Source organism: Candidatus Neomarinimicrobiota bacterium, from assembly GCA_022573815.1.
Classification (GTDB): domain Bacteria; phylum Fidelibacterota; class SORT01; order SORT01; family SORT01; genus JACZTG01.
In genome coordinates, this window is sequence record JACZTG010000011.1 from 35,283 (window position 1) to 57,837 (window position 22,555).

General features: G+C 42.2%; 19 protein-coding genes. 10 read left to right on the top strand and 9 right to left on the bottom strand.

The window, feature by feature from the left end; all coding sequences use genetic code 11:
- Positions 1 to 7: 7 nt before the first annotated feature.
- Positions 8 to 415 carry a DUF309 domain-containing protein gene (locus IIB39_06185; protein MCH8928290.1) on the bottom strand — a complete coding sequence of 136 codons (408 nt, stop codon included), beginning with the start codon at positions 413 to 415 and terminating at the stop codon, positions 8 to 10.
- 436 nt (positions 416 to 851) lie between these two features.
- Between IIB39_06185 and IIB39_06190 the strand changes: the two genes are divergently transcribed.
- Complete coding sequence (locus IIB39_06190; protein MCH8928291.1) at positions 852 to 1,067, top strand: type II toxin-antitoxin system HicB family antitoxin; 216 nt, start codon at positions 852 to 854, stop codon at positions 1,065 to 1,067.
- Positions 1,064 to 1,252 (top strand): type II toxin-antitoxin system HicA family toxin, encoded by a 189-nt coding sequence (locus IIB39_06195; protein MCH8928292.1) that lies wholly within the window; start codon positions 1,064 to 1,066, stop codon positions 1,250 to 1,252. The genes IIB39_06190 and IIB39_06195 overlap by 4 nt, the downstream gene beginning before the upstream one ends.
- Positions 1,253 to 1,464: 212 nt before the next feature.
- Here IIB39_06195 and IIB39_06200 read toward each other — a convergent pair whose 3' ends face one another.
- Genes IIB39_06200 through IIB39_06215 form a run of 4 tightly spaced genes read right to left on the bottom strand, consistent with a single transcriptional unit; the run spans position 1,465 to position 6,274 of the window.
- Positions 1,465 to 2,379, bottom strand: a complete 915-nt coding sequence (locus IIB39_06200) for a hypothetical protein (GenBank protein MCH8928293.1) — start codon at positions 2,377 to 2,379, stop codon at positions 1,465 to 1,467.
- A 25-nt stretch (positions 2,380 to 2,404) separates the two neighbouring features.
- Positions 2,405 to 3,805, bottom strand: coding sequence for a class II fumarate hydratase (locus tag IIB39_06205; GenBank protein MCH8928294.1), 1,401 nt, complete (start codon positions 3,803 to 3,805; stop codon positions 2,405 to 2,407).
- 6 nt (positions 3,806 to 3,811) lie between these two features.
- The gene (locus tag IIB39_06210) at positions 3,812 to 4,333 is read right to left on the bottom strand and encodes a type 1 glutamine amidotransferase (protein MCH8928295.1); all 522 of its coding nucleotides are present in this window, start codon (positions 4,331 to 4,333) and stop codon (positions 3,812 to 3,814) included.
- A 12-nt stretch (positions 4,334 to 4,345) separates the two neighbouring features.
- Entirely contained in the window at positions 4,346 to 6,274 is a 1,929-nt protein-coding gene (locus IIB39_06215) for an aconitate hydratase (GenBank protein MCH8928296.1), read from the bottom strand.
- Between the two features lie 264 nt (positions 6,275 to 6,538).
- On the opposite strand from IIB39_06215, the gene IIB39_06220 reads away from it, so the two are divergent.
- The 7 genes from IIB39_06220 to IIB39_06250 all read left to right on the top strand — a co-directional run bounded on the left by IIB39_06220 (position 6,539) and on the right by IIB39_06250 (position 14,206).
- A complete protein-coding gene (locus IIB39_06220; GenBank protein MCH8928297.1) occupies positions 6,539 to 7,813 on the top strand; it encodes a DUF512 domain-containing protein in 1,275 nt (424 codons plus the stop codon).
- Positions 7,814 to 7,822: 9 nt separating this feature from the next.
- A complete protein-coding gene (der, locus tag IIB39_06225; GenBank protein ID MCH8928298.1) occupies positions 7,823 to 9,142 on the top strand; it encodes a ribosome biogenesis GTPase Der in 1,320 nt (439 codons plus the stop codon).
- A 90-nt stretch (positions 9,143 to 9,232) separates the two neighbouring features.
- Complete coding sequence (gene lepA / locus IIB39_06230) at positions 9,233 to 11,032, top strand: elongation factor 4 (protein ID MCH8928299.1); 1,800 nt, start codon at positions 9,233 to 9,235, stop codon at positions 11,030 to 11,032.
- A gap of 24 nt (positions 11,033 to 11,056) precedes the next feature.
- Entirely contained in the window at positions 11,057 to 11,803 is a 747-nt protein-coding gene (locus IIB39_06235; GenBank protein ID MCH8928300.1) for a CPBP family intramembrane metalloprotease, read from the top strand.
- The gene (locus IIB39_06240) at positions 11,800 to 12,219 is read left to right on the top strand and encodes an acyl-CoA thioesterase (protein MCH8928301.1); all 420 of its coding nucleotides are present in this window, start codon (positions 11,800 to 11,802) and stop codon (positions 12,217 to 12,219) included. The genes IIB39_06235 and IIB39_06240 overlap by 4 nt, the downstream gene beginning before the upstream one ends.
- A complete protein-coding gene (locus IIB39_06245) occupies positions 12,216 to 13,214 on the top strand; it encodes an isocitrate/isopropylmalate dehydrogenase family protein (GenBank protein MCH8928302.1) in 999 nt (332 codons plus the stop codon). The genes IIB39_06240 and IIB39_06245 overlap by 4 nt, the downstream gene beginning before the upstream one ends.
- Positions 13,211 to 14,206 (top strand): NAD-dependent isocitrate dehydrogenase, encoded by a 996-nt coding sequence (locus IIB39_06250; GenBank protein ID MCH8928303.1) that lies wholly within the window; start codon positions 13,211 to 13,213, stop codon positions 14,204 to 14,206. Before IIB39_06245 ends, IIB39_06250 begins: the two co-directional genes overlap by 4 nt.
- Positions 14,207 to 14,216: 10 nt before the next feature.
- Here the strand turns inward: IIB39_06250 and IIB39_06255 are convergent, their stop codons facing one another.
- Positions 14,217 to 15,167, bottom strand: coding sequence for a GDP-mannose 4,6-dehydratase (locus tag IIB39_06255; GenBank protein MCH8928304.1), 951 nt, complete (start codon positions 15,165 to 15,167; stop codon positions 14,217 to 14,219).
- A 167-nt stretch (positions 15,168 to 15,334) separates the two neighbouring features.
- Here IIB39_06255 and IIB39_06260 point away from each other — a divergent pair, with 167 nt between their 5' ends.
- Positions 15,335 to 16,435, top strand: coding sequence for a DegT/DnrJ/EryC1/StrS family aminotransferase (locus tag IIB39_06260; protein MCH8928305.1), 1,101 nt, complete (start codon positions 15,335 to 15,337; stop codon positions 16,433 to 16,435).
- Here the strand turns inward: IIB39_06260 and IIB39_06265 are convergent.
- From IIB39_06265 to IIB39_06275, 3 genes are read right to left on the bottom strand one after another with little or no spacing between them, the layout of a single operon-like run.
- Positions 16,432 to 18,117, bottom strand: coding sequence for a BamA/TamA family outer membrane protein (locus IIB39_06265; GenBank protein ID MCH8928306.1), 1,686 nt, complete (start codon positions 18,115 to 18,117; stop codon positions 16,432 to 16,434). The two genes, IIB39_06260 and IIB39_06265, sit on opposite strands and share 4 nt — an antisense overlap.
- On the bottom strand, positions 18,108 to 21,578 hold the full coding sequence (locus IIB39_06270) for a hypothetical protein (protein MCH8928307.1): 3,471 nt from the start codon (positions 21,576 to 21,578) through the stop codon (positions 18,108 to 18,110). The genes IIB39_06265 and IIB39_06270 overlap by 10 nt, the downstream gene beginning before the upstream one ends.
- Positions 21,575 to 22,501: an NHL repeat-containing protein gene (locus IIB39_06275; GenBank protein MCH8928308.1), complete on the bottom strand. Its 927-nt coding sequence runs from the start codon at positions 22,499 to 22,501 to the stop codon at positions 21,575 to 21,577. The genes IIB39_06270 and IIB39_06275 overlap by 4 nt, the downstream gene beginning before the upstream one ends.
- Positions 22,502 to 22,555: the final 54 nt, after the last annotated feature.

Sequence of the window (22,555 nt, forward strand, 5' to 3'; positions counted from 1 at the left end):
AACTGAGTTATGCGGCAGCTAAAATTTTCTTCCGGTCATATTCAAATTTCGGAAATGTGCCGAGTTCCAAATCGTTGAGGGGATCATTCAGAAGTTTGCTGATTTTTTCTATCCAGTTTGCAAGCGAGAGTAAAATATCAGTGACGTCTATTCCTTCGCTTGAATCGGCATAATCCGACAACTTTGTATGCGCTTTACTGAGCTGCCTGTATGCTCCAATATGATTCGAATCTCTTAAATGGTAGAAGCCCACTGCAACATGAATTAACCCCTGTAGAAAGCGTCTCAAATCTCCCCCTTTGTCCATCCATATATCTTCAAGCGTTTCGTGACACGCAAAATATTTACCGCTATTGTGTTCCTCAAGTCCTTTTACAAGTTCCCGGCGTTCATTCCGAGTTAATTTACCGAGCAATTTATCCTTTCACAAGCATTTGTATTTACTGCCCTTAACAAAATACGACAATCTTTGTCCTAATTAATATACTTCCGCTCTAACTGATTGGCAAGGGAAATTTCATCCGTTATTTATAATTAGATTTTGTGACATTCGGGACTTGAGCCAATGGCTATCCAACGGAGCGCCGGCGCAATTGGAAACCACCCCAAATCCCCTCCTTAGAAAGGAGGGGTGAAATTTAGCGGAGCTAAAAAACGGGTCTGTAACTCCCCCTTCGAGGGGGGTGGCTCCGCAGGAGTCGGGGGGTGTGACTTATCCTGACAAGAATGAATTTGAGACAGTGGAACGATAACACCTCCCTGACGTCAGTTAGACACGCCCTTGCGGTCAGTTTAAAAAGTTCTTGTATAAAAGTTACTCCTAACCATACTTTGTGAGTGGAGGTTTTAGAATGCATAATGAATTCACAGCTATAATCGAAAAAGATGGTGATTGGTTTATTGCATACTGTCCAGAAATTCCGGGTGCCAACGGTCAGGGAAAGACCAAGGATGAGTGCCGGATTAGTTTAGCTGAATCTATCCATTTGATCTTGGAAGACAGAAGAAAAGATACCGAAGCGGGAATTCCCGATGATGCCATCCGTGATACGGTTATCGTAGATTGAAAAGAAATGCGCTTCTTAAACATCTCAGGAAAAATGGCTGTTTCTTAAAGAGGGAAGGTCGTTCCCACTCACTCTGGTGCAATCCCGTTTCAGGAAAAATAGAAGCAGTTCCCCGGCATACAGAAATATCGAACAAACTCGTTAAAAAAATCTGTCGTGGTTTGCTAATAAAAGAATTGGGTTAGTTTCTTCAGTATTAGTCAGGGCCGCCGCCGCTGGCGGGACAGGCAAGCCCTAACCCTCACTTAAATTGCGACATTCTTTGTCCTAATAACTATACTTTAGCTGCTAATGATTGGCAAGGGAAATTTCATCTGTTATTAATAATTAGATTTTGTGGCAGTCGGGACTTTGCTCGAAACCAAATATCAGAAATTTAAATTTTTTTACTCAGCTATCAAGTGGAAAATATTTCTCCGTTATTTGCCTCTTCGAATGACATTGCGCTATGTATTTTACGCTTTAATAAATCCATAATAAATATATAGTTACCACCAGGTATTACAACATTTTTTATACTCAACTTCAATACTATGGACCCAAATAATAAAATGAAGACCATAGTGCTGTCATTCTCTGATTCAATCCACAATCTGTGATAAGGAGCGTAGGAGTTCGTGTAGGGGAATTCTTCAATTTTAACTTGGTCAGTCATGTTTCCGTTAAGGAGAAAATCTCGAATGCCATCAAAGTGATTAACAAATATGGTATTCCCTTTTAGCAAACAAAGGAAATTATAAGCAAGTAGAGCTATAACTCGATGGTCAAGTCTTGAAGGACCAGGTTTCTGCCAAATTTCAGAATAAGATGCTTTTTTTACTCTCATACCACTTGACAAAATTAAATCCGTACCAGTTTTAGCCTCGGAATGTTCTCTTAATGATTTTTCAATCATTTCTTTCGACATTCCTTTTTTATTTAAAATATTTCGAATATGATTTTCTACTTCTTTCGAATCGTAGATTAAACTTCCATCTTTCTCCTTGTTAACACGAGTAGTAAGTCGGCCAGCTCGAAAGATAAGTTCCCTTATTTTTCCGAAAGAATCTTTGGCCGTGTATAACGAACCGTGTTCTATGGAGTTGTATAAGGATGGTAATTGTATTCTCAAACTATTAATTGCGAGACGAATTGGGTAATATTCCTTCAATGCAGGAAGTATGCTAGTACCAAAGCGGTCATTATTACATATCTGACATTGTGATTTAATCTCTAACAGACCACCGATGGATAACGGTAGAACATGCTCCCAAGTTAAGTTCTCATCGGAAAGACAAATCGTGCATTTATTGAATTCAAATGACGCTTTCACATATAATATTAGTAACTTGGAATAATCATTTCTTACTGATTCCGGGCTCGGTTAGCTTTTTGAGATTTAAGACTTTATCGAGTTTTTTGGCTGACATTATTTTTTTACTCAAAACTATCTGACGTATCGTCTTTCCGGTTTTGAATGCTTCTTTACTGATTTCCGCCGCTTTGTCATAGCCGATTATTGGAGCAAGAGGTGTGGCGTTCGCCAGCGACTGCTCCACAAGCTCCGCCGCCCTTTTTTCGTTCACTTCTATGCCGTCCACACATTTGGAAGCGAATGTTTGCGAAGCGTTGGCTAAAAGTGAAATAGACTCAAGAATATTATGCGCCATAACAGGCATCATAACGTTAAGCTCAAGCAGACCGCCCTGCCCCGCATTCGTCACGGCGGCATCGTTGCCGATAATTTGAGCGGTAACCTGCATAACCATCTCCACCATAACAGGATTTACTTTTCCCGGCATAATTGACGAGCCGGGAGCGACTGCGGGAAGGTTCAACTCGCCGATTGCTGTCCGTGGTCCAGCGCCCATAAGCCTGATGTCGTTGGCGGTTTTGGATATTCCCACAGCGGCTGATTTAATAGCGCCCGATAAAGCTACTACAGCGTCTTTAGAACCTTGCGCTTCAAAATGGTTATCCGCTTCTCTGAATTTGGCTCCGGTATCCAGTGAGAGTTTCCGCGCTATCCTTTTACCAAAATCGGGATGAGCGTTGATTCCCGTTCCTACCGCCGTTCCTCCCAAAGCCAGTTCTAACAGGTCATCGGATGCTGTCTTTATACGTTCAATGGCGTGAGCGACCTGAGATGCGTAACCGCCGAATTCCTGTCCAAGCCTGACAGGCGTGGCATCCTGAAGATGAGTCCTGCCTATTTTCACTATCTTATCGAATTTCTTCGCTTTAGCTGCAAATGAAGTTTCTAACTGTTTTAATGCAGGCAGCAACTCTTCCTTTATAGCAAGATAAGAAGCGAGATGAATCGCCGCGGGAATCACATCGTTGGAAGATTGACAAAGATTTACGTGGTCGTTGGGATGAACGGGTTCACGGGAGCCGATAACTCCCCCCATAAGCTCGCTCGCTCTGTTTCCAATCACCTCATTGGCATTCATATTGGTTGAAGTGCCGGAACCGGTCTGAAAAATATCAATGACAAATTGATCGTCAAATTTTCCGTCCACTACTTCGGTAGCCGCTTTGACGATGGCTTTTTTCCTGTCCAAATCCAAAAGATTAAGTTCGGCGTTTACCTTTGCAGCCGCTCGTTTTATCATTCCCAACGCCTGTATGAATCTTCTTGAAAACCGAATACCGCTGATAGGAAAATTCTCCACCGCTCTTTGCGTTTGCGCTCCGTAATACGAGTTTTCAGGCACTTTCATTTCGCCCATTGAGTCTTTTTCTATACGAGTTTTCATATTTTTCTATTCGCCGCTTAATTGATTAATAATTTCCCTACAGAATGCGGGCAAGTCATCCGGTTTTCTTGACGTAATGAGATTTCCGTCCACGACAACTTCCGCATCCGACCATTGCGCACCCGCAGCTATCATATCATCTTTTATCGCCACGTAAGAGGTGACTTTCTTCCCGTCAAGAATCCGTGCGGAAACAAGCACCCAACCTGCATGGCAGATAGCCGCCACCACCTTTCCGCTGTTATACATATCGGTAACAACCGACACGGCGTGCTTGTTCATCCGAATTTTATCGGGCGCCCACCCCCCCGGAATTATAATTGCGTCGAACTCATCTGCCGAACACTCCTCAATTTGGAGGTCCACATCAATGGGATAACCGTTTTTACCTTTATAACTTTTGTCGCCAATACCGGCACATACGACATCCGCGCCCGCTTCGATGAACCGCAGTTTTGGATACCATACTTCCATATCCTGATAATCCGGTCCGATAGGTATAAGCACTTTTTTCCCGCTAAGTTGCATCTGATAATCCTTTCAATTGAGATTCAGTGATTTTGTATAAGGCAATTTTCCGCCCGCAACGAGAATTTTCCGTTCCAATTCGGAGAGATCGCACCTGGCTGTGAATTCAATCCCTTTGGTATTATTTTTTATAGTAAAGTCGCTGCCCGAATCCAGGTTGGAATAAATATCTCCGATCTCCAATTCGTCACCCTGCTCGATCTTATCGTTATCGGCAGCGTCCAATAAAAGCGGGAGAATGCCAAAATTTATCAAATTAGCCCGATGGATTCGCGCAAAACTGTTTACTATGATTGCATTGATTCCCAGAAACATAGGAGCAAGCGCCGCATGTTCTCTTGACGAACCCTGACCGTAATTCGTTCCGCCGACTATCATACCGCCGGGCGATTCTTTTGCGCGTTTAGCGAAAGTATCGTCAACATTAACGTAAACAAACTCGGAAATCGCCGGTATATTGCTTCTAAAGGGCAATACTTTCGCTCCTGCGGGCATAATATGGTCTGTGGTGATATTGTCACCGACTTTTATGATTACCTCGCCCTTGAGGCTGTCTGCTAAAGGCTCTTTCACAGGAACGGCTTTGATGTTCGGTCCGCGAATTATCTTAATTTCCGAAGGATTTTCTGATGGAGGAATTATTCCCGAATCATCTATTTTATATTCAGAAGGAGCTTCAATGCGTATTGTCTCACTGAGAGTAGTAGGGTCAACAAACTCGCCTGCTAAAGCCGACGCCGTGGCTATTTCAGGACTCACAAGATATATATTATCGCCCTGAGTTCCGCTTCTGCCGGGGAAATTCCTGTTGCCTGTCCGGAGGGAAATGCCGTCAGTGGGAGGCGCTTGTCCCATACCGATACAGAATCCGCAGGCAGATTCCAAAATCCTCGCTCCCGAGGAGATTATTGACCCGAGCCCGCCGCTTTCCGCAATCATCTGAAACACCTGTTTAGAACCCGGGGCAACGCCAAAATCCACATCGTTGTTTACCTTTTTCCCTTCAAGCATTTTCGCCACTGTCATCATATCCTCATACGATGAGTTCGTGCAGGTACCGATAAGAACCTGGCTTACTTTTTTCCCTACAAGCGATTTTATATCAACGATATTGTCGGGACTTCCGGGTTCGGCTACCAACGGCTCAAGAGAACTGAGATCGATTTCGATTATTTCGTCATACTCGGCATCATCGTCGGCAGAAAGCTCAACCCATGATTCTCCTCTTCCCTGCGCGTCCAAAAACAATTTTGTATTTTCATCAGACGGGAAGATAGAAGTTGTGGCTCCGACTTCCGTACCCATATTACTAATTGCGAACCGGTCACCCGCCGAGAGTGCTTTCACTCCGGGCCCGAAATATTCCAACACCTTTCCAACTCCGCCTTTGACCGTTAAAATCTCTAACAGCTTAAAAATAACGTTCTTGGCGTTTACATAAGGCTTTAGTTCGCCGGTTAATTTTATGCCTAATATCTGAGGATAGGTGAGAAAAAACGGACCTCCTCCCATTGCTACGGCAACGTCAAGACCACCGGCGCCTATGGATATCATTCCGAGACCGCCACCTGTGGGAGTATGCGAATCGCTTCCCAATAAGGTTTTGCCCGGTATTCCAAACCGCTCCCGATGCACCTGATGACAAATACCGTTGCCCGGTTTAGAGAAATATATGCCGTATTTTTGCGCTACGGATTTCAGGTACGCGTGGTCGTCGGCGTTTCTGAAATCCGTTTGCAGCATATTGTGATCCACATAACTGACGGATAATTCCGTTTTCACCCTATCAAGCCCCATCGCTTCGAATTGCAGATACGCCATTGTCCCGGTTGCGTCCTGAGTCAGGGTCTGGTCGATCTTCAGACCGATCTGAGAACCCTTCACAGGCTCTCCCTCTACTATATGCTCATTTATAATTTTTTCAGCTAACGTTAAGCCCATTTTAATCTCTTTTCCCTTTTTTCATTCTGTTTTTCATCCATCCATGCTTATATAAGCTCTTAAATATAATAAATATAGCAAAAAGCTACAAGACAGAATATACGACAGTAGAACAGATTGCTTCGTCATCACGCAGCCGCCTTTGGCTGGACAGGAAAGCCCTAACCCGATACACGAATAAGTTATTTTTGAAATTTCGATTGCTATTATCTGTACAATTTAATTACATTCACAGGCTGTATAAAAAGTGAAAGATAAAATTTTATGTTAGAGATAAAAGATATTGAAAACGGAAGTATCGCATCCGAACAAGGCATCGAACCGGGCGATAAGCTTATCAGCCTTAACGGTTGTGGAGTCAATGATATAATTGATTATCGGTTTCTCGCCACCGATGATTCGGTTGACGTGGTAGTGAAGCGTTCCGGCGAGGAAATTGCTTTTGAGATAGATAAAGAGCCTGATGAAGATTTGGGAATATCTTTTGTTCCCAAACAGTATAAATCCTGCTGCAATAAATGCGTATTTTGTTATGTGGATCAATTGCCTGCCGGAATGAGACTCTCGCTCTATTTCCGGGATGGCGATTACAGGCTTTCTTTCCTTCATGGAAACTTTGTTACACTCACGAATACATCTTGGAAAGAACTCGAACGAATAGTCCGACAACGGCTTAGTCCTATTTATATTTCAGTCCATGTAACAGACTCGGAAGCAAGGAAATTTATGTTGGGGATTGATTTTGACGACAATATCCTCGAAAAAATCGCTTATCTCAACGACAATAACATTGCGATGCACTCGCAGGTAGTCCTCTGCCCGAAAATGAATGACGGCGAAATATTAGAAAAAACTATCGCGGATATTTGGCAATTCAGAAAAAACGTCCGTTCTATGGCTGTCGTTCCCGTTGGTCTTACGAAGTTTCGCGCGGGACTTACCGAAATAGACGATATTACCCCCGAATATGCGCGTGAATTCATCAAAAACGCCGCTTTATGGGACGAAAAGTACCCACGCAGTGACGGAAAACGATTTGTATATTTAGCAGACGAATGGTTTATAATGAGCGGTGAAACTCTTCCGCCCACTGAATACTACGACGAATTCCCACAGATGGAAAACGGAATCGGTCTTGTTCGTGATTTTCTTACCACTCTTGAAAATGATAAAAAAGAGTTTCCCACGCACCTTGATGAACCCAGAGAAATTACAATTGTCACGGGCGTGGGCGCAGCGGTTGTGCTGGGCGAACATCTGATTCCATCCCTGAAGGCTATCGGAAATTTAGACGTAAAATTAAATGTAGTTAAAAACGAATTCCTCGGTGAATCGGTCACAGTAGCCGGACTCCTTTCGGGGCAGGATATTATCAAATCACTTCAGTCAGAGCCGCCGATCGGCGAAGTCTTCCTCCCTCCGCGGGTTTTAAATACGGACGGTTATCTTTTAGATAACATTCGCCCGGAAGATATTTCGCGTGTTATCACTTCGCCTGTCAGAGTTTTTAACGATGATTTCCAAACGCTTTTCTTTTAGGATAAATTTATGACCGGCACACTGCCAATTGTCTCAATAGTAGGCAGACCCAATGTTGGGAAATCCACTCTCTTCAACAGAATTATAGGTAGGCGTGACGCAATAGTTGATCCTATGGAAGGAGTGACAAGAGACAGAAAATATGCGGAGGCTTCATGGTCCGGACAGGATTTCATTCTCATAGACACGGGAGGATACGACTCCCGGTCCGATGACAAGCTGCTCGTCTCTGTGAGGGAGCAAGCAGAGTCTGCCCTTGAACAATCCGAATTAATCATCTTTGTAGTTGACGTTACCACCGGGATTACTGCCGGTGACGATGACCTGGCTCGTCTGATGCGGAGGCAATCCAAAAAAGTTATTCTGGTGGCAAATAAAGCAGACGATAATAAACGAGAATCTACTTTATATGAATTTATGAAACTCGGGCTTGGCGAACCATACGCCGTCTCGGCAGAGTCGGGAAGAAAAACAGGCGATCTGTTAGACGTAATAATCAGTCATTTCCCGAAAGAGAAAGAAGAATCTTCTGACAAGGAAAGCGGAATTAATATCGCGGTCGTTGGGGTTCCTAATGTGGGAAAATCCTCTCTCGTGAACGGTCTTCTGAACGAAGAGAGACAGATAGTTACTGACATTCCCGGAACAACAAGAGACAGCGCTGACAGCTTATTGCTGTATGATGAGAAGAAATTTACGCTCATAGATACAGCCGGAATACGCAGAAGATCGAAGATCACGGACGGAGTGGAATTTTACAGTACCGTCAGAGCCCGGAGAGCGATGGCACGGGCTGACGTAATCGTAGCAATGATTGACGCCACGCGAGGGATGGATAAACAAGACGTGCATATTATTAACGAGGCTTGGGAAAACAATAAATGTCTCATTTGCGCGGTAAATAAATGGGATCTGATTAAGTTGGATACACATACTCAAAAAAATTGGCGTCGTGAATTTTATGACACTCTACCCCAGCTCGTGAACTATCCCATTATATTTATTTCTGCTCTAAAAAAACAAAAAATATTCAGTGTTTTGGATTCAGTCTCAACCGTCCACAAAGAATCACAGAAAAGAATCAAGACAGCTTTGTTAGTTGATTGGCTTAAATCTGTTGTTGAAGAAACCGCACCGCCAAGTTATCGGAGCCGGTTTGTCAAGATTTCGTTCATAAATCAATCGAAATCAACAATGCCGACTTTTGTGCTGTTTACGAATGAACCGAAAGGCATCAAAGACAATTATAAGCGGTTCCTGGAATCTCGTCTGCGTGAAGAATTCGGTTTTAACGGCGTACCTATCAAACTGCTTTTCAAAGAAAAATAACGTACATTATACTCAGCTAATTACCGCACATTGCCTTTGACTTCTGAGTCAGCAGACGTTAATATTAACAGGCTTTAAAAGGAATTCTATTTGAATAGCATTAACATAAGAAATTTTTGCATCATTGCGCATATCGACCATGGGAAATCGACTTTAGCTGACCGGTTTCTTGAGCTGACAGGTACATTGGACGATAAGGAAATGATGAATCAGGTTCTTGATGATATGGACATTGAAAGAGAACGCGGTATAACCATCAAAGCCCACGCAATCACTATGGATTACACCTCGAAAGACGGCACTAAATACATCTACAACCTAATTGACACACCCGGACATGTGGATTTTTCCTATGAGGTGAGTCGAAGCCTTGCTGCTTGCGAAGGAGCTCTCCTGTTAGTTGACGCTGCTCAAGGAGTTGAGGCTCAAACTGTCAGTAACGCTTACCTTGCTGTTGACGGCGGCTTGAAGATAATACCTGTGATTAATAAGATTGATTTGGGAGCAAAACAATTAGAAGCCGCGCGAACGCAGTTAATGGAGCTACTCGGTTGTAAAGAAGAAGAAATTTTTCTAATCAGCGCTAAAACCGGTGAAGGCGTGAGCGAGATTCTTGAAGCTATCATAGAGTTAATACCACCACCCGCGTCTGACACTTCAATACCGTTTAGGGCATTGATATTCGATTCAACTTTCGACAAATACCGAGGCGCAGTGGCATATATACGCGTTTTTGACGGGAAAATCAAAGAAGGTGAGAAGATAAAATTTTTCTCCTCCGGAAACTCCTTTGAAGCGAATGAAATAGGCATTCTTCGTATGAAACGATTGAAGAAAAAAGAGCTCTCAGCGGGAGATGTGGGTTACCTCATATCAGGCGCGAAAGAGATAAAGGACACGAAAGTCGGTGATACAATTACCTCAATGATTAATCCGGCGGCTGAGCCACTCCTCGGATATGAGGAATCCAAACCGATGGTTTTCAGCGGAATGTTTCCTATTGACAGCGAAGATTACAGTCGCCTTAGAACATCTTTGGAAAAACTTAAGCTTAATGACGCATCTATTTCTTTTGAACCGGAATCTTCAGAGGCATTGGGTTTTGGGTTTCGATGCGGCTATCTGGGAATGCTGCATATGGAAATAGTTCAGGAACGTCTTTCAAGAGAATTTGAAATGGATATTATCGCCACTGTTCCAAACGTAAAATATCGCGCCACACTGCATAACGGGCAATCCATTGAAATTGATAACCCGGTGAAGCTCCCTCCATTCGGGGAAATAGATAAGTTGGAAGAACCGTTTATCAGGGCTGCCATTATCACTCCCACAGAATATATCGGCGGTATTATGAAGCTGGCTCAGGACAAAAGAGGCGTTTACAAAACTACAGAATATTTAGATGCGAATCGTGCTGAAATAATTTACGAACTTCCATTTATGGAAGTCCTCTTCGATTTTTATGACAAACTTAAATCCATCAGCAAAGGATATGCTTCCCTTGATTATGAATTTATCGGTTACCGGGAAGGAAAGCTCACGAGACTTGATATTCTCATCAATGGCGACCGAATAGACGCTTTTTCAATTATTGTCCACAAAGATAAAGCGTACGATTGGGGTAGGCGCGTCACAGAGAAACTTAAGAAAATAATTCCAAGACAGATGTTTGCGATTGCTATTCAGGCGGCAATCGGAGGGAAAATCATCGCCCGCGAAACCGTAAGCGCATTGCGGAAAAATGTAACTGCTAAGTGCTACGGCGGCGATATCACCCGTAAGCGTAAACTCCTCGAAAAACAGAAAAAGGGGAAAAAGAGGATGAAGCGGGTGGGTAATGTTGAAGTACCTCAGGAAGCATTTATTGCCGTACTACAATTAGATGATTAACAGCTCAAAAGCCCGGACAACCGCGTGATAAAATATTTTACCGACATAGAAAAGATCGAAGCGTTAAAGGATTATTATAATTCCTCTAAGTCGACATTTTATTCTTTTCTCTTCGTTGTGCCGCTCATAATGACTTATGAACTCGCCGCTTTCGTGCTTAATAAATCTGACATAGAAGGGCTTAGAAATGGCGCGGATGTTGTTACAAAACAGATTTTAAGTCTTTTCGGAATGGCGGGTTTTTACGGTCTCAGTATCCTTGTCCTAATAATCCTAATCGCTCTCTTTTATCGTGAAATGAAGGATAAAGAATTTAATCTTAATTATCGTTTTCTTTTCATAATGCTTGGAGAAAGCCTTATTTATGCCGTCCTCTTTGGTTTCATAGTTGGAAATATTACCAAAATCATTCTTCAAGTCCCGACTTCGTTTAGTTGGAAACATCAGTTGGTGCTATCGCTGGGAGCAGGTGTTTATGAGGAATTTCTTTTTAGAGTAGTTCTGATCAGCCTATTTGCACTGATATTCAGTAAAGTCGTCGGGCTAAAACGAATTACATCTCTTGGATTGGCCGTGATAATATCGTCTCTGATTTTCTCCGGTTTTCATTATGTGGGAATATTCGGAGAGCCGTTTTTGCTGCAAACATTCGTTTTCCGGTTTATCGGCGGCTTGGTACTTTCAATTTTATATGTTACCAGAGGTTACGGAATAACAGCCTATACACATAGTTTTTATGATTTGTTGATTGTAGCGGGGATTCTCGGATGAAATATCCTTTCAAGGTAGATTTCCGGATCGCCTTTCGAGACGTAGATCTTCACGATGTGCTGCATCATTCCAACTACTTCTATTATTGCGAAAAAGGAAGAGTAGAACTTTTAAGGTCGGTGGACTTCCCATATAAAAAGGTAATGGAAATGGGGATAGGTTTAATGTTGGTTGAATGCAAACTTAAATTCATCGCTCCTGTCAAGTTTGATGATACGCTTAACATCAACATGGGAACTGACAAGATTGGAAAGTCCTCTTTCAAGATCGCATATTCAATGGAGGTGGATGGAAATATCGTCAGTGAGGGATATACTCATCACGTATGTGTCAGCCTCGAATCAAAAAAACCTATGCGGTTACCGGAAAAATTATTGACAAATTTAAAGACTCTTCATATTCAGGAAAATGAATGAAGTACCATATCACTCTTTTGGAAGGAGACGGAATCGGACCGGAGGTAATCGGAGCCGCGGTTAAAATTCTTGATGCTGCAGGTGTGGAAATCAAATGGGATAAGGCATTAGCCGGTCAGGAGGCAATAGAAAAACAGGGAGAACCCGTTCCAGATGTGACTATTGACGCCATTAAAAACACCAAAGTAGCGCTCAAAGGTCCTGTTACAACTCCTGTGGGAAAAGGATTTCGCTCCGCCAACGTATCGCTCAGGCAAAAGTTGGATTTATACGCCTGTGTCAGACCGGTAGTTAATTTACCCGGAATTAAAACCCGCTTTTCCAATGTGGATTTGGTGGTAGTTCGGGAGAATACGGAAGGTCTTTACTCGGGATTGGAACACAGTGTTGTTCCGGGAGTGGTGACCAGCCTGAAGATTATGTCTCGTAAAGCGTGCAACAGGATTGCAAGATATGCGTTCGATTACTGCCGACAGCATGGAAGAAGAAAAGTCACTTCCGTACATAAAGCTTCAGTAATGCCGAAATCCGATGGTTTATTTCTTGAGGAAGTAAGAAAGGTTTCTGAACACTATCCATTTATCGGCTATGAGGAAATCCCTATAGACACACTTGCAAAGCGGCTTGTGATGGACCCTACAGAGTTCGATGTTCTGGTGATGGGAAATCTATATGGCGACATAATCAGTGACCTCGCCAGCGGATTGGTAGGTGGATTAGGTGTAGTTCCCGGAGCAAATATCGGGAGTCAGTACGCAGTATTCGAGCCTGTCCACGGCAGCGCGCCCGATATTGCGGGAAAGGATATGTCAAATCCTCTTGCGGCAATCTTATCAACGGTTTTAATGCTTGAATACATAGGCGAAAAATCAGCGGCAGAACGGATTAAGCTCGCCGTAAATAAAGTTCTTGAAGAAGGTAAATCCATCACCAAGGATTTAGGCGGGAATGCAGGAACGATTGAGTTTACCGAAGCGATAATAGAGAATTTATGAGTAGAACCGTCACACTGATACCCGGCGACTCTGTAGGACCGGAAATCGCAAAAGAAGTTATGAGAATCGTTGATTCTTCAGGGGCAAAAATCAAGTGGGACTGGCAGGAGTCCGGAGAAAAAACCTTAGCGACCCAAGGCACTGCCATTCCGCAGGAGCTTCTGGATTCTGTAAAACGAAATAAGGTCGCCCTGAAAGGGATTATTAATCATATACCGAACTCCACATCCGAACTCCCGGTAATTACATTACGGAAATCGCTTGATTTATTTGCCAATTTAAGACCGTTCAGGAATTTTCCGGGAATCGGAAGCCGCTACGATGATATTGATATTGTTGTAGTCAGACAAAATACTCAGGGAGAATATTCCGGTATAGAACATAATGTTTCACCTGATATTGTTGAAATGATAAAAGTCGTTACAAAAGACGCTTCAGAGGAAATCGCTCGTTTCACTTTCGAATATGCCATGAAGAACAACAGAAAAAAGATAACTACTGTCCATAAAGCAAACATTATGAAGTTGTCGGATGGATTATTTATGGACACCGCAAATGAAATTGCTGAAGATTATCCTGATATTGAGCATAACACGCTCATTATTGATGCGTGTTGTATGAATCTCGTAATGAATCCGGAAAACTTTGACGTACTTCTAATGGGGAATCTTTACGGCGATATTGTATCTGATTTGATAACAGGAATGGTAGGCGGAAACAGCGCTGTTTACGGCGTTAATATCGGGGATGGCTTACGTATATATGAAGCGATGGTAGGCGGCAGCATGGAAATAGAATCGAAAGAAAAGGCTAACCCGTTGCCATTGTTGATGGCTGCTATTGCTATGCTCAGTTACCTTGAGGAAAATGTTGCAGCTGATTCTATTCGCAAAGCAATTTCATTAAGTCTCGCTGAGGGGATTAAGCCTGAAAATTTAGGTGGTGAAGCGTCTCTGACTGAATTCGCCGACTCAATTATAAAACTTCTCTGAAAGTGGAATATTAGGTAGAGTGTTTTTCCAACCATTGGATATATTTTGATATTCCCTCTTCCATATTAGTGGTGGGATTGTAATTCAGCAGCTTTTTTGCTTTACTAATATCAGCATATGTAGTGAAAACATCTCCCGGCTGCATTTCAAGATAATCTTTTTTCACCTCTTTACCGGTTAATTTCTCGATAAGAGCAATGAGAGAATTCAATTCTATTGTCGTTGACTCTCCAAGATTGATAATCTCATATCCTAAATCCTTATGAACCGCTGAAACAACACCTTGAATTATGTCATCTATATAAGTGAAATCCCTTGACGATCTGCCGTCGCCAAAAACGCTTATTGATTCGCCATTGTAGGCTTTTCTGATAAACTTCGCTATAGCCATCTCCGGACGCTGACGCGGACCATAGACGGTAAAAAACCTCAGACATGTGACGGAAATACCGAACAGTTGCCAGTAGGTGTAGCATAGGACTTCCGCAGCCACTTTCGTTGCGGCATACGGCGATATTGGATTGTTCACATTCATTTCCTCATTATATGGAACGTCCTTTGAATTTCCATAGACGGAAGATGATGAAGCGAATACCAACCTCTTGAGACCTTCACTTTTCATCATTTCCAATAAATTTTGAGTTCCGTTTATGTTCACTTTTGTATAATCCAACGGATTTTCGATAGAAGGTCTCACTCCGGCTTTTGCTGCGAGGTGGATAACCACATCATATTCTTGACCGGAAAAAAGATTTTTCATATCCCCCGAATTGTTTAAATCTCCTTCAATTAAAGTGAATAATTCATTTGAAAGCGACTTCTCTAAATTGTGTTCTTTGACAGCTCTGTCATAAAACGGGTCAAAATTATCGAAACCGACTATTTGATGACCCTCGTTGAGAAGATTTTCCGAAAGATGCGAACCTATAAAACCCGCAGCGCCTGTAATTAGAATTTTCAATTATCTACTTTTGTTTAGTGTTTATCCTGACTGCTTCCGTTTAAGTACGAAGGTAATCAAAACGTTCAAAAATCTACTGATGACAGCTATGAATTTCAATAAGGAATCTTTAGATTATGGGTAATAATTTTCATAATTAACTAATAGGCAGCTGAATGAAAATAAATATGGCGGATTTGAAAAAACAGCATGAAAAAATCAGATCGGAAATAGATGCTGTGATTAAAGAAGTTATTGACAACAGCCAGTTTATTATGGGTCAAAAGGTTTCAGATTTTGAAGAACAATTCGCCGAATTTGCGGGTGCGAAATATTCAATTGGAATGGCTTCGGGGACGGCGGCGCTTCATTCCGCTTTAATTGCTTTGGATATAGGCAGAGATGATGAGGTGATCACCGTTCCATTCACATTTGCAGCTACAATTGAAACCATCTATCCGACTGGCGCTAAACCCGTTTTGGTTGATATCGAAGAAGAATCTTTCAACATTGATCCTTCTTTGATCGAAGAAAAAATCACAAACAAAACTAAGGCAATAATGCCTGTTCATCTTTATGGACAAATGGCGGATATGAATCCCATAATGGAAATTGCCGAGAAACACGGACTATATGTTATTGAGGATGCGGCTCAAGCTCATGGCGCTACTTATTTTGATAAACAGGCAGGAACTCTGGGAGATATAGGCACATTCAGCTTTTACCCCGGCAAGAATCTCGGGGCGATGGGTGATGCCGGCGCTTGCGTTACAAATAATATGGAATTGAATCAAAAGCTCAGGCTTATCTCGAATCACGGGCAGGATACGAAATATGAACATAAAATAGTAGGCTATAATTACAGATTGGATTCAATTCAGGCAGCTATTTTGAGCGTAAAGCTTAAATATCTCTCTGAGTGGACTGCGCGAATTAGGGATATAGCAAGCCACTTTAACGAAAAACTTGCCGTAACAGGATTAAAATTACCATCGGAAGCAAACGGCAGAAAACACGCTTGGCATCAATATGTAATTAGAACATCAAAAAGAGATGAGCTGGCGAAAGCGCTGGCAGATTCGGAAATCGCCACAGCAATACACTATCCTATTCCGTTACATCTTCAGCCGTCGTTCCAATATTTGGGTTATAAAAACGGGGACTTTCCCGTTTCGGAGAAATGCAGTGGTGAAGTTCTGTCACTTCCGTTATATCCTGAACTGTCTGATGATGATGTTGATTTAATTTGCGATGAAGTGATTCTGAACTGCGAGAAATTAGGGATTTAAAAAACGCCGTTCAAACTGAGATGCACTTTACCGTTTGAAAACGTATCATCCGCGCCAATACCATAATCTATACCGATTTGACCGATAGCAGTCGTAAGCCGAATCCCGGCGCCGTAGGATAGTTTACTTTCATCTCTCCCATTCGGGGTCCCCGAAATAAATCCTGCATCTCCGAAAATGAACATTCTCGATAACTTACCGGTGATAACGCGATATTCAATATTGGTCCACGCCACTTGAGCGCCTCTGAATTGGTCTTCTCTATAACCTCTGAGAGTGCTTGCGCCACCCACACGATAAAGTTCAGCAAATGGTACAGAACTGTTGTTATACCTTGAATCATATCCGTTTATAATGATTGCAAGCAGGCTTCTTTTACTGAACTTTTGGTAATACTCGGCGCGAATCCCGAATCTTCTGCCCGTTATTCTTCCTATCCCTGCTTCCTTTCTGCTTGTCCGGGTGATACTGGTTTCATAATATACTCCACTCATCGGATTAAAAATAAAATCACGGTCATCAAAATGGAATCCGCCTGTTACGCTCAGCGCGGAATAATCAGTTAATCCTAATTCTCTTCTCCCGAATTCACGCGCATTTACCTTCTCACGAGCTGCGCTTGCAAAAACACCCAGATTGAATGTTAAAGGAATTTTAATTCTCAGCTCCAAATCGCGTTTAATGTAGGAGGAATCCTGCACTAACTGGGCGAAAGAGATCCCGGGTTTTATGGGATAGCCAAATGGGTAAGGTTCGTCGTAACTCAATTTTATCTCTTCACTGTTCCTATCAATTTTTTCCCAATACGCATTAAGCTCTCGCCCGCTGCCGAATATATTCCCGAATTTAAATTCCAATAAACCTGTAATAAATCCCCCCTGTCCGCTTTGGTCTTCGGGGATAAACCCGATTATGCCGTTCAGTCTGTTAGCATTGGATTCGTTTAGTTCCACAACTAAAGCGTCACTGCCGTTCTTCTGTCTTCCAATCCCGATTTGTTCCGCTTCTGAAATGTATCCGAGTCTGTTTAGCAGCGCAAGCTGACGGTTAACAGTCGTTTTGGAGTATAATTCGTTTTTTCTGAATCTCATTTCTCTCATCAGGAATCGCGGCTGAGTGGTCTTATTCCCGCGGAAAATAGCCGTATCCAGAGTCACCGCTTCACCTGTCATCACATTGAATTCGAAATTTATCTTAGAGTCACTCCCTGAATTAACGATGACGGAATTTACTTCCACAATTGAGTGCGGACGGCCTTCGTCCGCCAGCGTGGAAATAATATCTTTAGCGTCAAGGCGAACTAAATCTAAATTAATCGGCTCTCCTTTTCTGTTCGGGATATTCTTAAGAACTATATCTGAATCATTCAGTACGCTTGAGTCGCCGACTCTGTAAAGCGGGCCTTCGCTTATCACTAACTTAATAAATGTCGTATCTTCCTGTTGGGATAGCTCTAACGTATCTATCCGCGCTGAGTAATAACCCATTTCTGCGTAATAATTCAATATCCGATCAGCGGCGGCTTTAGCATTTTCTAAAGTCGCAGACTCCAATAACTTTTCAATTTCTTTAGCATCCGCAGCTTTTACGCCTGAATACTCTAACCGGATTTCATTTGCTACGCTGAGGGATATGTTTCCCACAATAAGCAGACATAAAATTAAAATTCTGATTAGAACCATGCCCGCACCTCTGCTCTGCCTATATGTCTTGTATCCCGAAACGATTCGTTCTTGCCTTCGTAAGTCAACATTGCGTTAAGGTTGCTCCCAATGCGATAATCGACACCGATGCTCCATCTGAAATTGTCGCCTTCCTTAAAGCCGTTTGCCATTTCAAACGTTATCGGTGTACCATTGGGGGATACGTTTACATGCGCCCATCCAAAAAGTAATCTGACCATACCTCTTTTCTTCAGAAAATAATTATTCCGTAACTCGATTTCCCTCAGCGTCGCCTTTAAATCCGAAGATTGTTTTGAGTCCGTATCCCATCCATATTTGATTTTGGAGCCAAATTCTATCTTGGAGCTCGGAAGGTGCGACAGATTCAGGCTCAGCTCGTTGGAGTTGATTTTTCTGCTTCTTCGCGCAAAAGACGTGAAATTTTTTAGAGTTGATTGATGATTCCCTTCAAATTCATAGCGCGTTGATGGTGATATTGTTTTCTTCCATCTGAAAGAAGTCTCCCTTGTTAGCTGCTCCTCGCCTCCCGAAACAAATTGATTGTTCATCTCTTCAAAATACCGGTATCTCAGCCGCAGTGAACTTCCATCTCTTTTTTCTAAGAGAGTCAAATCTTCCTCAAAAGTAAGATTTCCTCTGATGGTAGTGACACTATTTCTAAAAAAGGAATTTTTGAAGAGGAACAGTGAAGCAGTATCTGTTTCTCTGGATTTTTCGTCGATCCTTATAAACGTTCTTGAAGAAAACTGCTGCCAAAACCCTCTTTTACTTTTCCTTCCACGCCTGCTCTTCATTCTTTTCGGGGAAATCATCATTCGAATGCTAAGTCTCAGGTCGGTAACAGGCTCATAGATGTCCGTTTGTCTTGTCCTTAATACGAAATCTCCCGTTTCGTCAGGTACATACTCATTCACATCTTCATCGAAACGGAAATTCCCCCTACCTTCCTCCACTCGCAAGTAAACTCTCTCCTGCCCGGATATTAATTCGTTAGCAGCCCGATAATCCGTAGTTAGTCTAAATGCCCCATTGAACGGATGCAGATTGGTTCGTATGGCGATAAGATTAGATTTCGAAGCCGACTGAATAGATTTGAATTCTCCTTTAAAACTTCTCGTCCGACGTGAAAATCTTACCGATGAAGAGAATGTTTTATTTGACGGAATTTCAAAGCCGAGAGTTTTTGAGATCGCATTGGAGCGTGGCTGAAGAATATTATCTAAAAACGATTCATCATTGCGCTCGCGATATTCGATGAAAGCATTCAGCGCACCGATTTTTTCCGCTTTTATCCCTACGAATGATTCGGTGAATTTGAAACCAGTCATGAGACTGTCGGAATCTTTTTTGTCTTCAAATTCAAATCCCGCATATGGAGAGAATGAGCTAATCCGTTTTTCCAATCTGCCCTTTCTTCTTATCCAATCGCTTTTCGAGGAGTCACCAATACTATTGGATGAAAGGCTTTCCTGATTAAGATAATAATTACCAAATGTGGAGAAATCTCCTTTTGAGCCTAATTCAATTCTATTCGAATTCCATCTGTTTTTAATTTCAAGATTTCCGACTTTGCCATATACTTCTACCCCGTTTTTACTTAATAATTTTGCTCCGGTTTCCATAATCGTCTCTGTACCACTAAACCCGCCCGGAATATTCCATTTTCTGTCAAATTCAATTTCGTCTATTCTGCCAATACGACTGAAATCTTTCTCAATTCTTCTGAAATAACCATCAACTATTATGCCGATTTTATTATTCTCAGTTGAGCTGTATTCACTTTTCACGAGAAATGCGCTACCGCTGTTATCTCCATCCCCAATTGAAGAAAATGTATTTCTGTCTTGCTCACTCAACCCGATTTCCGTTTCGATCTTTAAGTTTTTCGTAGGATGCAGTGACATATCAAAACTGAATATTGATTGAGACAGCGGGGTTTTTAACAGTTTCTTCGCGATGAATGAACCATTTCCCGCTCCGACGAAATCGAAAAATAAGTTACCGTCAGCCGTGACAAACAGTGAATCACCTATTCGATTATCGTAATCCCCCTTTCCTTCTCCTACTTGAGTGAAAAGTACCGCCCATTCCCCGATGAAAGAACCATCAGCTTCCTTTCCGACAAAAGAAAACACCGAATCTCCACTGTCAGAATTGAATACCTTATTATATGCTCCCATACCCGCTCCGACATGGACTCCGCCGTCAGCAAAGGCGTTCCCGTCTCCGGACAACGATAACGCATTTATTTCATTTGAGTTAAAATCAATTCCGATAGGCTGATTCCGATCATCTGATTCACGGATGAATCTTCCACCGAATTTAACTTTTCCATCAGACAATATGGTCGAAACGGAGGATGCTATCACGCTCCTGTTATAGCTGCGGTCAGAGAACTCATAATCCACCGTTATCCGCGAGTCGGAAGTGATTATCCTGTAAGGAGTAAATTTTAATTCTGAATTGCTGTAATCAATAACATAATCGTTCGTCTCACCCCTCACCATCCGTTCACCGTCTATATATACCTTTTCAGAACCGGCTATAACAAACACATTAATTGACCCGTCATCGCCTGTGAGCCTATATGGCCCTTGATTGCCCTCTATTCCGATAAATGATGCCGTGCGAAACTTGCCGCGACTGACTGCCCCGGCAAAGCTGATTTCGGACGAACCGATTTTAGCGCTGCCTTTTCCTCCCTGCAATTTTCTTCGGTAATTAGCGAAATTAGTCTCTCGATAATCGACCTCTATGTCTCCAAGAATCATATTAAAATTACTACCGCTCAATCCGATAGATATTTTATCTATTTCCTTCAGCGATTGTGTATTTCCCGAAGGTTGAAAGGGCGTATTTTGATCCGTCATAGATGCCACGAGCATCACACCCTCCGCCACTTCCCCATTGAGCTGTAGTCGTAACCCCGAGTTCAGTGACAGACCTTCGCTGCTCCCTATTTTCAGCCCTCTTACCAATGACCCTCGTGATCTTATTTTTTCCTCTTCAAAAAGGCTAAACCGTTTTCCACCTGACAGAGTCCTCGATTTCGTTATCGGGGTTGAATCAGTTTCCTCATCAAGGAGAATGGGACCGTCAAATAACCGTTCACTGATAGTCTCAAACGGTTGCAGAATCGTATAAGATATAGTCAGCTGAGTTGTATCCGCCCACACCTCTCTGAATGTGATTATCCCTTTAACATAATCTATTTGATAATTCAGGTCTCTTTGAAGCGTATCGCTTTTTGAAATCACTGATTCAGATTCAGGTTCGATATTTTTATTCGGGAGAGGAAATACTTTAACAGTCGGATAAATAGTTAAGTCGAAAACTCTATTCAGAAGAGAATAATTGGTAATTATATCAGTTGATTGAGCGAGAATGGTTGATTGAAATCCGGTTGAAATAATCCAACTGAATATCAAAAGACTAATAATTCGGATCTGATTTCTCATCGTAATTCGAATTGTAATAGAGTTTGAGTATCCGAATCCAATATGAAGATTTTTTCATTTATCACGCTGATATCGACCGGTTGGACAAACCTATCCGACACTTCTGAAATATCAATAACAGAATATTCATTCATATTTTCTGAAAACAGATAAATAATTTTACTGTCACCGTCAAGAACGACTATTTGATTTGCCTTAGTAATTGCAACGGCAAGAATATCCGAAAACAAACCTTCTCCCGCGGAATTGATGTAATTGCCAAATTCGTCGAACAATATAATCAGGTTTCTTTCCCTGTCAGCGACTACGACTGTTTCATTGCCGGTTATGCCGATGCTCACAGGCTCAATCAACCTGCCTTCGCTGTAACCCAATCCTCCGAATTTAAGTAGAAAGTCACCTTCGCTTGAATATTTGAGCAGCTGCCCGTTAACCGGATCGGCAACGTAAAAGTCACCTCTGCTTGATTGAGCAACAGCGGTCGGATATTCAAAATCTATTATACCTGTTTCTTCCGAAACGCCTTCAAGTGAAGAGATAAAATTCAGTTCGATATCGTATCGCTGAATCCTGTGATTATTCTGGTCGGCTATAAAAATATCAAGCCCGGTAACCCAAATATCCGAAGGAAGGTCGAATTGCTCATCGCTCCATCCAAATCCGCCAATCCAGTTCTGCAGTTCTCCATCGCTTGATATTTTAAGGAGTCTGTTACCTTCACTGTCGAGAGCGTATATAATGCCTGAAGACGAATGAACGATCCGGGATAGCTTTGTTCCGTAGTCAAGCCCCTTAATTATCAGTTCTCCGGTCATTTGCCAGTGCGATTGAGCGGAAAGATTCGAAGTTGTAAGAAACACAGCGAATAAGAGGAACACTGTTTTTATGAACATTGTAACAATCGGAACTTCCTCCGTTTTCAATATTTCAGGTTAATAAAAATCAGCACATTACCTGTAACTGTTGACGGTATCGGT

Excerpts from the sequence above, each read along its gene's own strand:
- IIB39_06265 (MCH8928306.1), bottom strand. The coding sequence starts at position 18,117 with ATGGTTCTAATCAGAATTTTAATTTTATGTCTGCTTATTGTGGGAAAC.
- IIB39_06220 (MCH8928297.1), top strand. The coding sequence starts at position 6,539 with ATGTTAGAGATAAAAGATATTGAAAACGGAAGTATCGCATCCGAACAA.
- IIB39_06190 (MCH8928291.1), top strand. The coding sequence starts at position 852 with ATGCATAATGAATTCACAGCTATAATCGAAAAAGATGGTGATTGGTTT.
- der (MCH8928298.1), top strand. The coding sequence starts at position 7,823 with ATGACCGGCACACTGCCAATTGTCTCAATAGTAGGCAGACCCAATGTT.
- IIB39_06245 (MCH8928302.1), top strand. The coding sequence starts at position 12,216 with ATGAAGTACCATATCACTCTTTTGGAAGGAGACGGAATCGGACCGGAG.
- IIB39_06270 (MCH8928307.1), bottom strand. The coding sequence starts at position 21,578 with ATGAGAAATCAGATCCGAATTATTAGTCTTTTGATATTCAGTTGGATT.
- IIB39_06205 (MCH8928294.1), bottom strand. The coding sequence starts at position 3,805 with ATGAAAACTCGTATAGAAAAAGACTCAATGGGCGAAATGAAAGTGCCT.
- IIB39_06260 (MCH8928305.1), top strand. The coding sequence starts at position 15,335 with ATGGCGGATTTGAAAAAACAGCATGAAAAAATCAGATCGGAAATAGAT.
- IIB39_06240 (MCH8928301.1), top strand. The coding sequence starts at position 11,800 with ATGAAATATCCTTTCAAGGTAGATTTCCGGATCGCCTTTCGAGACGTA.
- IIB39_06215 (MCH8928296.1), bottom strand. The coding sequence starts at position 6,274 with ATGGGCTTAACGTTAGCTGAAAAAATTATAAATGAGCATATAGTAGAG.
- IIB39_06250 (MCH8928303.1), top strand. The coding sequence starts at position 13,211 with ATGAGTAGAACCGTCACACTGATACCCGGCGACTCTGTAGGACCGGAA.
- IIB39_06210 (MCH8928295.1), bottom strand. The coding sequence starts at position 4,333 with ATGCAACTTAGCGGGAAAAAAGTGCTTATACCTATCGGACCGGATTAT.